The sequence below is a fragment of the Brevibacillus sp. SAFN-007a genome, assembly GCF_051967035.1.
In the GTDB taxonomy this organism is placed as follows: Bacteria; Bacillota; Bacilli; order Brevibacillales; family Brevibacillaceae; genus Brevibacillus.
In genome coordinates this window covers 208,362-222,946 of record NZ_JBQCKK010000001.1, presented here as the reverse complement: position 1 = coordinate 222,946, position 14,585 = coordinate 208,362, and the positions used below count along the sequence as shown (strand labels likewise).

15 protein-coding genes and 1 other annotated feature are annotated in these 14,585 nt (G+C 56.0%); of the genes, 5 read left to right on the top strand and 10 right to left on the bottom strand.

Annotation, left to right across the window (positions count from 1 at the left end; genetic code table 11):
* Window positions 1-205: 205 nt before the first annotated feature.
* From asnB to comER, 3 genes are all read left to right on the top strand, one after another.
* Window positions 206-2,131, top strand: a complete 1,926-nt coding sequence (gene asnB, locus ACTHO6_RS01110; RefSeq protein WP_440238467.1) for an asparagine synthase (glutamine-hydrolyzing) — start codon at window positions 206-208, stop codon at window positions 2,129-2,131.
* Window positions 2,132-2,253: 122 nt separating this feature from the next.
* On the top strand, window positions 2,254-3,018 hold the full coding sequence (locus tag ACTHO6_RS01105) for a helix-hairpin-helix domain-containing protein (protein WP_440238465.1): 765 nt from the start codon (window positions 2,254-2,256) through the stop codon (window positions 3,016-3,018).
* Window positions 3,019-3,089: 71 nt separating this feature from the next.
* On the top strand, window positions 3,090-3,923 hold the full coding sequence (gene comER / locus ACTHO6_RS01100) for a late competence protein ComER (protein ID WP_440238463.1): 834 nt from the start codon (window positions 3,090-3,092) through the stop codon (window positions 3,921-3,923).
* 248 nt (window positions 3,924-4,171) lie between these two features.
* On the opposite strand, the gene leuS is transcribed toward comER, so the two are convergent.
* The 9 genes from leuS to ACTHO6_RS01055 all read right to left on the bottom strand — a co-directional run bounded on the left by leuS (window position 4,172) and on the right by ACTHO6_RS01055 (window position 12,197).
* Window positions 4,172-6,589: a leucine--tRNA ligase gene (gene leuS / locus ACTHO6_RS01095; RefSeq protein WP_440238461.1), complete on the bottom strand. Its 2,418-nt coding sequence runs from the start codon at window positions 6,587-6,589 to the stop codon at window positions 4,172-4,174.
* 126 nt (window positions 6,590-6,715) lie between these two features.
* Window positions 6,716-6,958: a binding site (T-box leader), on the bottom strand.
* A 51-nt stretch (window positions 6,959-7,009) separates the two neighbouring features.
* Window positions 7,010-7,747, bottom strand: coding sequence for a class I SAM-dependent DNA methyltransferase (locus ACTHO6_RS01090; RefSeq protein WP_440238459.1), 738 nt, complete (start codon window positions 7,745-7,747; stop codon window positions 7,010-7,012).
* Window positions 7,748-7,753: 6 nt separating this feature from the next.
* Entirely contained in the window at window positions 7,754-8,110 is a 357-nt protein-coding gene (rsfS, locus tag ACTHO6_RS01085; protein ID WP_440238457.1) for a ribosome silencing factor, read from the bottom strand.
* Complete coding sequence (yqeK, locus tag ACTHO6_RS01080; RefSeq protein ID WP_440238455.1) at window positions 8,110-8,700, bottom strand: bis(5'-nucleosyl)-tetraphosphatase (symmetrical) YqeK; 591 nt, start codon at window positions 8,698-8,700, stop codon at window positions 8,110-8,112. Before yqeK ends, rsfS begins: the two co-directional genes overlap by 1 nt.
* The gene (locus tag ACTHO6_RS01075) at window positions 8,684-9,277 is read right to left on the bottom strand and encodes a nicotinate-nucleotide adenylyltransferase (protein WP_440238453.1); all 594 of its coding nucleotides are present in this window, start codon (window positions 9,275-9,277) and stop codon (window positions 8,684-8,686) included. The genes yqeK and ACTHO6_RS01075 overlap by 17 nt, the downstream gene beginning before the upstream one ends.
* A gap of 13 nt (window positions 9,278-9,290) precedes the next feature.
* Entirely contained in the window at window positions 9,291-9,581 is a 291-nt protein-coding gene (gene yhbY / locus ACTHO6_RS01070) for a ribosome assembly RNA-binding protein YhbY (RefSeq protein ID WP_440238451.1), read from the bottom strand.
* 37 nt (window positions 9,582-9,618) lie between these two features.
* Entirely contained in the window at window positions 9,619-10,470 is an 852-nt protein-coding gene (locus ACTHO6_RS01065; protein WP_440238449.1) for a shikimate dehydrogenase, read from the bottom strand.
* 84 nt (window positions 10,471-10,554) lie between these two features.
* Window positions 10,555-11,676: a ribosome biogenesis GTPase YqeH gene (gene yqeH / locus ACTHO6_RS01060; protein WP_440238447.1), complete on the bottom strand. Its 1,122-nt coding sequence runs from the start codon at window positions 11,674-11,676 to the stop codon at window positions 10,555-10,557.
* A complete protein-coding gene (locus tag ACTHO6_RS01055; protein ID WP_440238445.1) occupies window positions 11,673-12,197 on the bottom strand; it encodes a YqeG family HAD IIIA-type phosphatase in 525 nt (174 codons plus the stop codon). The genes yqeH and ACTHO6_RS01055 overlap by 4 nt, the downstream gene beginning before the upstream one ends.
* Window positions 12,198-12,390: 193 nt before the next feature.
* Here ACTHO6_RS01055 and ACTHO6_RS01050 point away from each other — a divergent pair, with 193 nt between their 5' ends.
* Both ACTHO6_RS01050 and ACTHO6_RS01045 read left to right on the top strand, forming a co-directional pair.
* The gene (locus tag ACTHO6_RS01050; RefSeq protein WP_440238443.1) at window positions 12,391-12,954 is read left to right on the top strand and encodes a TetR/AcrR family transcriptional regulator; all 564 of its coding nucleotides are present in this window, start codon (window positions 12,391-12,393) and stop codon (window positions 12,952-12,954) included.
* Between the two features lie 89 nt (window positions 12,955-13,043).
* On the top strand, window positions 13,044-14,264 hold the full coding sequence (locus ACTHO6_RS01045) for an MFS transporter (RefSeq protein WP_440238441.1): 1,221 nt from the start codon (window positions 13,044-13,046) through the stop codon (window positions 14,262-14,264).
* Window positions 14,265-14,381: 117 nt separating this feature from the next.
* Here ACTHO6_RS01045 and ACTHO6_RS01040 read toward each other — a convergent pair whose 3' ends face one another.
* A complete protein-coding gene (locus ACTHO6_RS01040) occupies window positions 14,382-14,579 on the bottom strand; it encodes a hypothetical protein (RefSeq protein WP_440238439.1) in 198 nt (65 codons plus the stop codon).
* Window positions 14,580-14,585: the final 6 nt, after the last annotated feature.

The window sequence follows — 14,585 nt, the reverse complement described above, 5'->3', positions numbered from 1 at the left end:
CCTCCGTCCCTTTGTCGAACTGTTCTTTTGCTGCACAGAGTATATCCCGTGGCAGGCGGACAAAAATAGAAGAGACGAGGGTCCACTTTCCCTGGCGGTGCAACCGTTTTGCGCACAAGGCCGGGCATTCAGAAGAGATTGCGCCAACTTGCGATACATGATAGAGTTAGCAGGAGCAATCCAGTGAGAGGAAGAGTCATTTCATATGTGTGGAATCGTATCACTCTACAACAAGCGGCAAATGCCGGTTCGGCAAGAAACGATCAGCGCGATGACCGGTGTCATCCTGCACCGCGGTCCAGATGACGATGGTTTTCATCTCGAAGACAACATCGCCCTGGGCTTTCGTCGTTTAAGCATCATTGACGTGGAAGGCGGGCATCAACCGCTGTTTAACGAAACACGTGATATCTGGATTATTGGCAACGGAGAAGTGTACAACTACAAGGAGTTGCAGCAATGGCTAAAAGGCATCGGTCACGTCTTTCATACCGATTCTGATATTGAAACCATCCTTCACCTTTACGAGGAAGTGGGAACGGACGCACCCAAGCACTTGCGCGGGATGTTCGGCTTTACCATTTACGACTCGCGCAAAAAACGGCTGTTTGGCGCGCGCGACCACTTTGGAATCAAGCCGCTCTACTACGTGGAAACGAGCGATTCCATCGGCGTCGCCAGCGAGATCAAAAGCCTGCTGGAGCTCCCCGGCTTTACGCGCGAAGTGAACCAAAACGGCTTTTATCATTACTTGACGTTCCAATACGTCCCCGATCCCGAGACGATGTATCAAGGCATATACCGCATCCCGCCCGCGCATTCGTTCATCATCGAGAACGACCAGATCAAGCTGGAGCGCTACTGGGACGTGGAGTTCAAACCGGACGAGAGCAAGCCGTTCTCGTACTTCGTGGAAGGGACGCGCAGCGTGATGCTCGAATCCATCGACAAGCACCGGATCAGCGAGGTTCCGCGCGGCGCTTTTCTTTCCAGCGGCGTCGACTCCAGCAGTATCGTCGCCATGCTGCGCACCTTCGAGCCTGTGAAAACTTTCTCCGTCGGCTCGGACATTCCCGGCTACAGCGAGCTGGATTTCGCGAAGCGGACGGCCGCCTTTTTGGGCACGGAGCATTTCGAGCGCGTCGTCAACGCCCAGCAGTACATGAATGAACTGCCGCGCCTCATCTGGCACCAGGACGAACCGGTAGCGGACCCTTCCGCCATCCTGCTCTACTTCGTCGCGCAGATGGCCAGCGAGCATGTCACCGTCGTCTTGTCCGGCGAAGGGGCCGATGAGTTTTTCGGCGGGTACAACATTTACCGGGAGCCTAGCTCGCTCAAGATGTTTTCCGGCATGCCCGGTTGGATGCGCCAGTCGATCGGCTACATGGCCCAGCGCCTGCCCGATCAGGTAAAAGGCAAAAACTTCCTCATCCGCGGCTCCAAGACGGTGGAACAGCGCTTTTTCGGAAACGCCCTGATCTTCAGCGAAGAGATGAAGCGCCGCGTCGTCATGGACGACATCGCCCGTTCCGAATCGTACGTCTCGCCGTTTACGATCACAGAGGAGATTTACAAGCGCGCTTCGCAGTACGATGACGTGACCAAAATGCAGTATTTGGACATTCACACCTGGCTGCGCGGAAACATTTTGATGAAAGCCGACAAAATGACGATGGCAAACTCGCTGGAGCTGCGCGTTCCTTTCATCGACCTGAAAGTGTTCGAATTCGCCGCTACCATTCCGACGAAGTACAAGATCGCCAATGGCACGACCAAGCATGTGCTGCGCGAGGCGATGAAAGACTTCCTGCCGCCGGAAATCAAGTCGAAGAAGAAGCTCGGCTTCCCGGTTCCGACCCGTTACTGGCTGAAAAACGAGTTTTACAAATGGGCAAAAGAGCTCATTTTCGAATCGAAGGTCGACAATTTGATCAATAAGGCCTACGTGCTCTACATGCTCGACGAGCACCGCGAAGGAAATGCCGACTACAGTCGCAAAATCTGGACGATCCTCGTCTTCATGCTCTGGCATCAAATCTTTATCGAGCAAAAATATACGTTCGATCCGTACGTCAGTCCGACTGTAGACATTCGCCGCAAAAAGAATTCGTTGCAGCACATCGGCTAGGACGGTCGCCACAGAGGCGAAAATCATTTGCAGACCCTCTCTTACTTTTCGTAGATTGTGACTAGAGAAATGCTTCAGCTCTATTCCACAAGCAAACGCGAGGTAAGGGAGGGTCTTTTGCTATGCTCTTGGATTGGTGGGAACGTCATCGACGCCTGATCCTGATTGCGGCGGCACTCTTGTTTTTGGCCGTCAGCTTTTGGCTCTATCCAGGGGAGAAGCGGACGGAGACGGTTGGCGTGCCGCTCGTTTCCCCGGCCTATGCGGAAGGGGAGCGCGTTGGCGAGAAGCCGGAAGCGGGCGTCTTGGCCCCCCAGAAACAGGAGCCAGCCCCTGCTCGTGGCCAGCCCGCGGCTGCTCACCCCAAATCGCCAGCAGAGCCTGAGGCGAAGTCGGCCCCTCCCCCGCTCTACGTCGACGTAAAGGGCAAGGTGAAAAAGCCGGGACTGTACCGCTTTGCGCCGGGCATGCGTGTAGCGGACGCCATCGAGGAGGCTGGCGGCGCCTTGCCGGAAGCGGACCTCGATCAGATCAATCTGGCTGAGCCGCTAGCAGATGGGACTGCCCTCTTCATTCCGGCAAAAGGCAGCACTGCTGGCGGGCCTGTCACGGCAGTTGGCGCGCCTCCCCTTTCCCCTGTGCCCGCGAGCGGTACCCGTGCTGCGGGGGCGGGCGGGGCTGTGCCAACAACCAAGCCGCTCAATCTCAACACCGCTACGGTCGATGAGCTGATGAGCCTGCCGGGGATTGGCGAGGCGCGGGCAAACGCCATTTTGGAATACCGCGCCCAAGTCGGCCGCTTCCGCTCTTCCGACGAGCTGCAAAAGGTTTCCGGGATCGGCTCCAAAATGTTCGCGCGAATCAAAGACCGCATCGTTGCGCAATAAAGCAACGTCTGGTCATGTTTGCCCTTGTGCTCACATAGAATGGGGAAAGAATATCGGAGGGAGGTATGCCCATGGATAAAATCGGGTTCATTGGTACGGGCAGCATGGGCAGTATCTTGATTGAAGCATTGCTGTCCGCCAAAGCACTGTCTCCCGGTCAGATCATCATTAGCAACCGCACGATCGAAAAAGCCGAACAGCTCGCGAAACGGCTTGGCGGGCTGGCGGTCGCCCATAGCAACGTAGATTTGGCCAGAGAAGCCAACATCATCCTGCTGTGTGTCAAGCCGCTGGAATACAGCGTGCTCCTGGAGCAGCTTGCCCCTGTCCTGACGGCGGAACACCTTTTGATTACCATTACCAGCCCGATCAAGCTGGAGCATCTGGAGTCAAAAGTGCCCTGCGCCGTCGTCCGCGTCGTTCCCAGTATTACTAACGCGGCACAAAGTGGCGTCAGCCTTTGCGAATTCGGTGCGCGCGCCGATGAGGAGCAGCGTCACTACATCCGCCACCTGTTTGCCCACATCAGCACGCCTGTCGAGATCACCGAGCCTTTCTTGCGCATCACCTCTGACATCGCCAGTTGCGGTCCTGCGTTTTTGAGCTATATTTTGCAGCAGCTGATCCAGGATGCCGTGGAAGAGACCGGCATCTCGACAGAAGCCGCTACCTATTTGACCTCGCAGATGCTGATCGGGGTAGCCGATCTGTTGCGTGAAGAAAAGTTCACGCTTCCCACCCTGCAACAACGCGTCTGCGTCCCCGGTGGAATCACCGGCGAAGGCTTGATTCCTCTGCAAAGCAAGGTGCCCGGCATTTTTGCGGAAGTATTCCGGCGCACGCGGGCGAAGTTCGCCGAGGATCAGGAGCTGCTCGACCGTTATTTGAACGAACAGCCGCGGTAGGAGGAGCTGAAGGCGTTCCTGGGGAACTGGCAGGAGCAAGCCCCAAAACGCAACCGGCGACCAGCACGGCAGCATGGAGCGCTGGCAGCAAACAAAAAGCAAACAAAAAAGGAGCGGACACCTGTCCAACTGACAGGCTCCCCTCCTTTTTCTTTTGGCGTGACGCCCCGCGCCCGTTTGCTCCCCTACATGCTACCGGGCGCAGAGCATCCATCATCCATCCGTCGTTTTTGGAGCGTCCGGATGGATTAACGGACCACAATATTGACCAGCTTGCCAGGAACGGCAATGATTTTGACGATCGTCTTGCCAGCGATCAGTTCCTGAATCAGCTCGTTGCCAAGTGCCAGCTCTTCCATTTGTTCCTTGGTCGAATCGGAGGCAATGAGCAATTTTTCCTTGTTTTTGCCGTTGATCTGGATGACGATTTCCACTTCGTCCTCGACCAGCTTCGATTCGTCGTAAGTAGGCCATGGCTCGTAAGCGATGGTTTCTTTGTGGCCCAGCTTCTCCCACAGCTCCTCGCCCAGATGCGGCGTGATCGGGGACAGCATTTTCACGAAGTCTTCCATATAGGTTTTCGGCAGGACGTCTGCTTTGTAGGCTTCGTTGACAAATACCATCAGTTGGGAGATCGCGGTATTGAAACGCAGCGCTTCGTAGTCCTCCGTCACTTTTTTCACGGTTTGATGGTAGACGCGCTCCATGCTGGTCGGTTTTGCCGTATCGACGATTTTCGGGTTCAACTCGCCGTTGTCCTGCACGAACAGACGGTATACGCGATCCAGGAAACGGCGCGCGCCATCGAGACCTTTGGTCGACCAGGCGATGGACGCATCCAGCGGCCCCATGAACATTTCGTACAGACGGAGCGTGTCGGCGCCGTGGCTGTTGACGATATCGTCCGGGTTGACGACGTTGCCTTTGGACTTGCTCATTTTTTCGTTGTTTTCCCCGAGGATCATGCCCTGGTTATACAGCTTTTGGAACGGCTCCTTGGTCGGCACGACTCCGATGTCGTACAGGAATTTGTGCCAGAAGCGGGAGTAGAGCAAGTGCAGGACCGCGTGTTCTGCACCGCCGATGTAGATGTCGACCGGCAGCCATTCTTTCAGCTTTTCCGGGTCCGCCAAGGCTTGGTCGTTGTGCGGATCGATAAAGCGCAGGAAGTACCAGCAGCTGCCCGCCCACTGCGGCATGGTGTTGGTCTCGCGACGCGCTTTCATGCCTGTTTCCGGGTCGACGGTGTTCAGCCAGTCGGTGATGTTCGCGAGCGGCGATTCGCCTGTCCCGGACGGCTTGATTTCTTTGGTTTTGGGCAGCATGATCGGCAATTCGGATTCCGGCACAGCTTTCATCGTGCCGTCTTCCAGATGCAGAATCGGAATCGGCTCGCCCCAATAGCGTTGACGGCTGAACAGCCAGTCGCGCAGACGGTAGGTCACTTTGCGGCTGCCTTTTCCTTCTTTTTCCAGCCATTCGATCATTTTGTTGATCGCCTGTTCCTTGTTCAGGCCATCGAGCATGCCCGAGTTGATGTGTTCCCCGTCGCCGGTGTACGCTTCCTTGGCAATGTCTCCGCCTGCAATCACCGCTTTGATCGGCAGGTCATAGGTTTTGGCGAACTCGTAGTCGCGCTCATCGTGCGCCGGTACCGCCATGATCGCTCCGGTTCCGTAGCTGACAAGCACGTAATCCGCGATCCAGATCGGCAGACGCTCGCCGTTAACCGGGTTGATGGCATACGCGCCTGTGAATACCCCTGTCTTTTCTTTTGCCAGATCGGTACGCTCCAGGTCGGTTTTGCGCTTGGTCTGCTCCAGGTACGCTTCCACCGTTGCTCGCTGCTCCGGCGTCGTAATCTGTTCAACCAGCTTGTGCTCCGGCGCGAGTACGGCATAGGTAGCGCCGTAGAGCGTATCAGGGCGGGTCGTGAAGACAGTGAAGTTCAGGTCGTGCCCATCAATGGCAAACGTAATCTCTGCCCCCTCGGAACGGCCGATCCAGTTGCGCTGCATTTCCTTGATGCTCTCCGGCCAGTCCAGCTCTTCCAGATCTTCGAGCAGTCTTTCCGCGTACGCGGTAATTTTCAGTACCCACTGCTTCATTGGACGGCGTTCGACCGGATGACCGCCACGCTCGCTTTTGCCGTCAATGACTTCCTCGTTGGCCAGAACGGTTCCCAGCGCCGGGCACCAGTTCACCGCTACTTCGTCGATATACGCCAGGCCGTGTTCATACAGCTTCGTAAAAATCCACTGGGTCCATTTGTAGTAGCTCGGGTCGGTCGTGTTGATCTCTCTGTCCCAGTCGTAGGAGAAGCCCAGCGACTTGATCTGGCGGCGGAAGGTATTGATGTTTTTCTCCGTAAACTCCGCAGGGTCGTTCCCGGTATCGAGCGCGTATTGCTCGGCTGGCAGGCCGAACGCATCCCAGCCCATTGGATGGAGCACGTTGTACCCTTGCATCCGCTTCATGCGGGACAAAATATCGGTAGCCGTATAGCCCTCCGGATGTCCGACGTGCAGTCCGGCACCGGATGGATACGGGAACATATCGAGCGCGTAAAACTTTTTCTTGCCCGGGTCGTCAGAGGTTTTAAAGGTCTTGTTCTGCTCCCAGTATTGTTGCCATTTTTTTTCGATATCGCGATGACTGAAAACCATGGTAGAGCACTCCCATCTTGAAAATGAAAATAGGTAATGTGAAAACTTGGCAGTGCCAAGCTGTTGCCGAATCTCGCTAACTCCTTTTCGACCAAACAAAAAAACCCCGCGTCCTATTCGTTCTACGAAAGGGACGAGAGGTTTTGTTTCCATTCCCGCGGTACCACCCAGATTGGCGAATGGCCAAGCATTCACCCACTTGTAATCCGTAACGGGGATGAGCCGCTCACCCTTACGCAGCCGTCCAAAACGGCCTTCGGGGCAAGTGCTTAGAGGCGAGTTCAGATAGTCCCGGGTTGACTTGCACCTGCCGTCAACTCTCTTTATGCGCGGGGGCTATTCCTACTATTCCTCTTCAAACGCGTCGAAATTTGCAGTTATAACGCCATTATAGTCAATGGGAACCAGCCGTGTCAAATGCTACGGCTTGCGAGCGGCAAAAAACAGGCGCTCGCTCGTTTCCTGCGGCGGCAAATCCGAATAGTCTGCCGTAATGACGATGTCGACAAAGCCCGCTTCGGCCAGCCAGCGCATCAACTGAACCGGCTGATAGGCTCTTTGCCAGTGCTCCTCCTCCAGCCGCTCGTACAAGCCGTTTGGCTGGCGCACGAAAAAGGTAAGCTGGTGCTCGACCTCCAGGCGCAGCGGATCGCAAAAACATTGCCAAATGTACGAAACCTCATCATCGACGTAGGTAAATGTCTCGTCTCCGAAAACATGCAGCATTTTGTACGGGCTGTGCACGTCAAACAAAAAGCTTCCCCCCGGAGCAAGGTGCGCGAAGACGCGCCGAAACGTCTCCTGCACGTCCGCTTCTTCCGTCAGGTAGCTGAGGGAGTCGCACAGGGAGATGACCGCGTCTGCCTCCGGCACGGAAAGCGCGCGCATATCCTGCTCGACCCACGTCACTTCTACTTGCTCCTGCCGCATTTTGTCGTAGGCAATCGCCAGCATCTCGGCAGACAGATCGACGCCTGTGACGCGGTAGCCTCGTTTGGCCAGGGGAATCGCGATCGCTCCCGTCCCGCAGCCGAGATCAATGACTCGTCTGGGGGCCTCTCCCTTTTTCCAGGTGCGCTCCACCCAGTCCAGCCATTGATCGTAGGGCGTGTCCGCCATCAGCCTGTCGTAGACTGCGGCCATATGTGCGTATGCCATTCGTTGTTACCCTTGCGCTGGGAAGGACACTTCTTCGGCATCCTTCCACAGGCGTTCCAGGTTGTAAAACTCCCGGTCTTCGCGGTGGAAGACGTGAATCACGATATCGCCAAGGTCCACCAGCACCCAGCGCCCTTCATCCGCGCCTTCAATACCGCGCACGTCAAAGCCGTTCTTATGGGCTTGATCGCGAATTTCGCGCACGATCGCCTGTACTTGCCGCTCGTTGTTTCCGTGGCAGATCATGAAGTAGTCTGCAATCACCGAAAGCTTGCTGATGTCCAGCACCTTCAGATTTTCCGCCTTTTTGTCTTCCGCTGCCTTCACTACCAAGCGAGCCAACTCTTCTACTGTTTTAACCATCAAAACCCTCCTTCTTTTCCTTTGCGGGATACCAGATCGTTATAAGCGATAAGCGTCAACGGGTAGACCGTCTTCTGCTTTTCTATCAAAAACCGGATCGTGCCTCCCAAAGCGAGCGCCAGGGCTGCATCGAGGTCTTTTGCGGCCAGCGCGCGAATTTCCTCTACGCCGGGAAAATTTCGGTTCGGTTCTATATAGTCTGCCACACAAACCACTTTTTCTAACAGGGACATCCCGGCTCGCCCTGTCGTATGGTAGCGGACGGCTTGCAGAATATCCGGGTCCGTCACCCCCAGATCAGTCTGAATGACGATCGCTGCGGCAAAGGCGTGCCACAGCTCTTTTTCCCCTTCCAGAAGCTCGGTGGGCATATCGTGGCGAACGAGAATCTCGAACATTTTCTCCACGGGCCAGCATTTGCAGTAGTCGTGCAAAAGTCCGGCAAGCTCGGCTTTGTCGGGATCCGCGCCGTATCGCTGTGCCAGTTCACGAGCAGACTCGGCGACCCCCAGCGTATGCTTGTAGCGCTTTTCGTGCATGTGCGCCCGAATGCGCGCAAGCAGCTCCTCCCGATTAGACAAGAGTTTCATAGAATCGGTTCTCCTTTATATAACGCTCCACAGCATCAGGTACCAGGTAGCGGATGCTTTTGCCCGCCGCCGCCTTTTCGCGGATTAACGTGGAAGAGATGTCCCAGACCGGCATCTCTACAAAAGTGACGTACTCGCACGCCTCCGGGTCCGGCTCCGAGCCTGGCCGCGCCAGACCGATAAAGCGTACCATGCGGATCAGCTGCGGGAACTGGTACCATTTGGGCAAGATTTTGACCATATCTCCCCCAATGATAAAAGAAAACTGACAATCAGGAAACTGTTGCGTGAGCTGGACCATCGTATCGTACGTGTAAGAGGGGCCGTTTCTGTTCAGCTCGATATCCGTTACGCGAAACGACTCGTGGTCGGCGATGGCCAGCTGAACCATTTGCAGGCGATGCTGCGCCGCTGTCAGGCCCCCCCTGCTCTTGTGCGGCGGAATGTGCGCCGGCATAAACCAGACCTCGTCAAGCCCAGCCTGCTCTCTGGCCTGTTCTGCCGCCAGCAAGTGGCCGCAATGGATGGGATCGAACGTGCCGCCCATGATCCCGACTTTTTTTCGTGTGTGCTTCATCGTGCTCGATCACTTACGGCAGCTTGATGGTCTTGTGCTCCCGCGACTCTTTGTACAAGACAACCGTATGGCCGATCAGCTGCACCAGCTCGGCCCCCGCGCCCGCTGCCAGTTCTTCTGCTACTTGATGCTTGTCATCGGTGTTGTTTTGCAAAATCGCGACTTTAATCAGTTCGCGCACTTCCAGCGCTTCCTTGATCTGGGTAATCATATTTTCATTCACGCCGCCTTTTCCTACCTGAAAAATCGGGGTGAGATGATGAGCTTCTGCGCGCAAAAAGCGCTTTTGCTTGCCGGTTAACATCGGCATGCCTCCTTTTCATTCCTGCAATCCTATTCGATCAGGTTGTTTTCGTCAGTTGCTGCAAGACGACCTCGCGCATAATGTCTGTCGGCGCTTCCGTTCCGGTCCACAGCTCAAAGGCCAGGGCGCCCTGGTTTACAAACATGCCGACGCCGGAGTGAACCGTCGCCCCGACCGCCTGCGCTTCGCGGAGCAGTCTTGTCTCCAGCGGGTTGTAAATCAGGTCGCTGACAATCAGCCCGGAATGAAGCCAGTCGGCTGGCACCGGGGTGTCCTGCACATTTGGCAGCATCCCGATGGACGTCGTATTAATCAAAAGCGAGGAATCTGCGATCGCGTCTTTTCCTTCGCCCTGTTCTACGATTTTCGTCGGGACGAGGGCGCCTACATGCTCGGCCAGCACGGCGGCTCTTTCCCGCGAGCGATTAATGATGCGGATTTCCTTCACGCCTTGTTCGGCGAGCGTAAACGCAACGGCACGGGCAGCACCGCCCGCGCCCATCATGGTGACGATTTGCTTGTCCAGCACAATGCCCGTCTCTTCCACAAGGGAGCGGACGTAGCCCATGCCGTCTGTATTGTAGCCGATCAGCCTGCCCTCTTGACAAACCACCGTGTTGACGGCGCCAATTCGCTTCGCCAGCGGATCGATTTCATCAAGCATCGGCATGATCGCGACCTTGTGCGGGATCGTGACGTTAATCCCGCGAAGGCCCAATGCGCGAATCCCCGCTACCGCGTCCTCCAGCACTTCCGGTTCGACGTCGAAAGCCGCGTAGGCAAATCCGAGTCCCGCCTCTTTAAAAGCAGCGTTGTGCATCATCGGAGACTGCGAATGGGATACCGGATGTCCAAACAGGCCGACCAACTGTGTTTTGCTCGTAATCATGGAGCTTATCCTCCCCCGTAGCTTCTCTCTCTAGCTTGTGGCGGCAAGCATTGACCGCCCTGACGCAGGGCGCTTTCCAAAAAGCTAGATCAGCCCTCTGCGCATGCCCACGCTTACCCCTTTTGGCGCGTGCACCACGACGTTTGCTTCGTGCTTGCCTTGAAGGGTCACCCAGCCCAAACCGGAAATGACGATATCCGTAGGAATTTGCGACTGCTTGACCTTGAACGTATGCTTCACGAACGGCGGCAAGGCTTTGGCCGCTTCTTCCCCTGTCGGCGGCACCAGCAATGTGCCGTGATGCTTTTGCAACACGTCGTCGGCCTTTTCCAGCTTGGTGCGATGAATGTACAGGTCGTTGTCGACGTAGATGACAAACGGCTGCTTCGGTCCGCGCACAAAATCGATGCGGACAAGTCCGCCGAGGAACAAGGTTTGCTCGTCTTCGAGCTGGTACACCTTGGCGTTGATCCGGCTCTTGGGCGTAATTTTCCGCAGATCGGCCGGAGAAATCATGTGTCCGATCTGATCGCGGTTGATAATGCCCGGCGTATCAAAAATGGAGCGCCCGTCTTCGAGCGGAATCTCGATTTTGTCCAATGTCGTGCCGGGGAACGGCGAAGTCGTAATCTCAAGCTCTGCCGCTCCGTAGTCGTGCAGGATGCGGTTAATCATCGTCGACTTGCCGACATTGGTCACGCCGACGATGTACACATCGCGTCCTTTGCGCAGCTCGCCGATCCGTCTGAGCAGCTCGTCGATATGCTGCCCTTTTTGCGCGCTGATGAGCACGATGTCTTCCGGGCGCAGGCCGCGCTCCTTGGCTTCGTGCTGCATCCAGTTGCGTACGCGGTTCAGGTTGATATTTTTCGGCAAGAGATCCACCTTGTTGCCGACGAGCAAAATCGGGTTGTTGCCGACAAAGCGCGGCAAGCCTCTGAGCCAGGAGCCTTGGAAGTCGAAAATATCGACGACCATGACGACCAGCGACTCCGTCGAGCCGATGCCGTGTAAAATTTTCAGGAAGTCGTCGTCGCCCATCGCGACTGGCGCCACTTCATTGTAGTGCTTGATGCGAAAGCAACGCTGGCAGATCACCACTTTGCGGTCCAGCGCCGATGCAGGCGCATAGCCGGGCTTTTTCGCATCCTCGGTTTGAATCGCAATACCACAGCCGGCACACGTGCCGATTGATTGTTCCGTCATGCTTTTCTCCTCCACGAAACCATTCCTTTCCTTTCCATCCAGTTCAAAGCCACGCGCTCCATCTGACGGTTAAAGCGCGTCCAGAAACCGTCCGTCTGGGCCACCGGTACGACCAGGATCGTGTGAAACCCCAGCCGATTTCCTCCCAGCACATCGGTAAACAATTGATCGCCGATCACGACCGTCTCGGCAATCGTCACATTCATTTGCCGAACGGCCTGCAAAAAGGCGCGGTTTGTCGGCTTTCGCGCCGCGCAAATAAAACCGAGATCGAGCGGTGCACAGAAGCGCCGGACGCGCTCCCTGTTGTTGTTGGACACCACCGTGACCTGGATGCCTGCGTTGTGCAGGCGGGCCAGCCAGTCGATTACCTCGGGAGTAGCCTCTGGCCTGTCCCATTCCACAAGGGTATTGTCCAAATCGGTTATCACCGCGCGGATTTTATTTCGTTTCAATTGATCTATATCAATGTGGTGGATAGACTCTACGAACTGATTGGGCATCAGCTTGTTTAAAAACACGGAGCACCTCCAAATGATGTGCAGCCATCAACCGCGATTTCGGCACCTACTATACCATAATCGACCACTCAGTTGCAAAAGAAAAACGTCAGACGCCGCTTGCCATGGACAGCGCTTCTATGCCATAATGTAGACACCAAGAAAACTATTTTTGTTTAATTCGTTTTACAGTTAGGAGACAGGGGGTGTGGTGATGAGAGACCGGATCATGAAAGGGTTCATTGAAGAGATCAGAGACAAGGGCATGAAGTTCTCCATGGACGACCTGGCCCGCAGGCTCGGCATCAGCAAGCGTACGCTCTATGAGCACTTTTCCTCGAAGGTGGAGATTCTCGAAACGATCATCTCCCAAACCTTTGCGGAGGCCGATGAAAAAACGCAGCAAATTCTCGATGACGACCGACTTTCTCTGCTCGATAAAATCAAAGGCGTCATGATGGTGTTGCCGACACACTACGAATTTTACGATCTGCGCATTCTCGAACAGATGAAGCGCTACTATCCGGAGCAATGGGCGCTGATCGACTCCGCGCTCTCGGACGACTGGCAGACGCTGCGCGGACTGATCGAGCAAGGAATCAAGGAAGGGCTGATCGTCAATCGGAACGTGACGCTGATGATGAAGCTGATCGTGGACGCCGTCAACTCGACGCTGGACCAGCGCTTCTACATGCAGAACCAGATTACCGTATCGGAAGCTTTGGCCGCGATTGTGGACGTTTTGTTGTACGGCCTCGTGCCCGTGGATAAAAGGTGACTCCTTTTATTCCTCTTTTTTGCGGAAACGAATAAAACAAAAATAGTTTTATGAGTAAAAGAGTCAACGATTGAGAAGAGGTGGTACCGATGGCGCGTTTCACGCAAATGACAAAGCCGCAGCGTACCGGCTTATGGTTTGTGATTTTGATTTTATTCATCGACACGCTGCTCTACAGCCTGTTGATTCCGATTGTTCCTTATTTTTCTGCGACGCTGCAACCATCCGCAACCATGATGGGCGTCCTGTTCAGCAGCTATGCGGTCGCCATGCTGTTTGCGACACCGATCTTCGGGCCGGTCTCTGACCGGTTGGGCAGACGGACCGTGCTGCTCATCGGCTTGATCGGGCTTGCGGCTTCCACGCTGCTGTTCGCTTTTGCGGAAACGATGGCCCTCTTGATTACGGCCCGCTTCGTGCAAGGGATCGCTGCAGCGGCGACCTGGCCGACGGCTCTCGCCTTGCTCGCGGACCTGTTTCCGCCCCAAATGCGCGGAGCCGTCATGGGAACGGCGCTGACCGCAATCTCCACGGGCACCTTGCTGGGCGCGCCGATTGGCGGCTGGCTGTTTGAAATCAGCGATCACCGGACGCCGTTCCTCGCAGCTGCCGCCTTCACTGTCGTCAACCTCGTGCTGGTGTATTTGTTCCTCAAGGAAGAAGGGACGCGCACAGCCAGCGAAAAACTGGAAATCGGCGGATTTTTGCGCAATCCGCAGGTCGTCTTCATCGCCGGGATCGTCCTGCTTGCGGAAATCTCGCTTTGTCTGTTGGAGCCGACGTTGCCTGTCTTTTTGACGGAGAAGCTCGGCAGCACGCCGACTGCGATCGGCCTGTTGTTTGCCGCGATGACATTGGCATACGGATTGATTGCCCCGGTAGCAGGCTCCTTGTCCAACCGCTGGAACCCGTACACCCTCATGTTCGTCGGGATTATCATGCTCGCTGTCTTCCTGCCATTCTTGGTGTGGGCCGACTCGCTGTGGCAAGCAGGCATCGCGATGGCGCTGATCGGGGCGAGCATCGGCTTCACCCTGTCCCCTACCCTCCCGACACTGGGGGGCATCATCGACCGAGGGGGAAGCGGCGCTTACGGCACGGCCTACTCCCTGTTCAACATGTTCCACGGGATCGGCATGGTGGCAGGACCACTGGCTGGCGGCATTTTGACGGACTTGCTGCCGATATCCTCGGCTATCCTCGCAGTCGCGGCAACCGTGCTCGGCTTCGGTATCCTGTTGTTCATGCAGTTGAAAGCGAGCAAAACCGGGCGCTATTCCACCCAAAAGGGCAACATGCATTCGTCCTGAAGCCTTGCAATGCCCCGACGAAACGCGCTCGCCCCGTCGCCAGCCGTCCGCCGTCCGCCCCGAAGCAAATACCCCCCGCTGTCACGCGAACCGTGGCAACGGGGGGTTTGTTGTCTTTCATTCGCTCCGGAATTGCTCTTGTCTGGACGCCATCAGCCGTCTGACCCGCTCCGTCGGGGTCCAGCATTGGAAGCGATAGTCTGGCCGCGTCTCGTAGGTGAGACGCGAACAGCGATAGGTTACACCGCCAGGCGCTTTTTCCACGCGAAAATGAACACAGGTCGCACAACAGTGAAACGCATGGTCCGCCTCCATCCCTTC

Coding starts and splice junctions, on each gene's coding strand:
- leuS (WP_440238461.1), bottom strand. CDS start 6,589: ATGGTTTTCAGTCATCGCGATATCGAAAAAAAATGGCAACAATACTGG.
- ACTHO6_RS01075 (WP_440238453.1), bottom strand. CDS start 9,277: ATGAAGCACACACGAAAAAAAGTCGGGATCATGGGCGGCACGTTCGAT.
- ACTHO6_RS01045 (WP_440238441.1), top strand. CDS start 13,044: ATGGCGCGTTTCACGCAAATGACAAAGCCGCAGCGTACCGGCTTATGG.
- ACTHO6_RS01105 (WP_440238465.1), top strand. CDS start 2,254: ATGCTCTTGGATTGGTGGGAACGTCATCGACGCCTGATCCTGATTGCG.
- ACTHO6_RS01090 (WP_440238459.1), bottom strand. CDS start 7,747: ATGGCATACGCACATATGGCCGCAGTCTACGACAGGCTGATGGCGGAC.
- yqeH (WP_440238447.1), bottom strand. CDS start 11,676: ATGACGGAACAATCAATCGGCACGTGTGCCGGCTGTGGTATTGCGATT.
- yhbY (WP_440238451.1), bottom strand. CDS start 9,581: ATGTTAACCGGCAAGCAAAAGCGCTTTTTGCGCGCAGAAGCTCATCAT.
- ACTHO6_RS01050 (WP_440238443.1), top strand. CDS start 12,391: ATGAGAGACCGGATCATGAAAGGGTTCATTGAAGAGATCAGAGACAAG.
- asnB (WP_440238467.1), top strand. CDS start 206: ATGTGTGGAATCGTATCACTCTACAACAAGCGGCAAATGCCGGTTCGG.
- comER (WP_440238463.1), top strand. CDS start 3,090: ATGGATAAAATCGGGTTCATTGGTACGGGCAGCATGGGCAGTATCTTG.
- rsfS (WP_440238457.1), bottom strand. CDS start 8,110: ATGGTTAAAACAGTAGAAGAGTTGGCTCGCTTGGTAGTGAAGGCAGCG.
- ACTHO6_RS01040 (WP_440238439.1), bottom strand. CDS start 14,579: ATGGAGGCGGACCATGCGTTTCACTGTTGTGCGACCTGTGTTCATTTT.
- yqeK (WP_440238455.1), bottom strand. CDS start 8,700: ATGAAACTCTTGTCTAATCGGGAGGAGCTGCTTGCGCGCATTCGGGCG.
- ACTHO6_RS01065 (WP_440238449.1), bottom strand. CDS start 10,470: ATGATTACGAGCAAAACACAGTTGGTCGGCCTGTTTGGACATCCGGTA.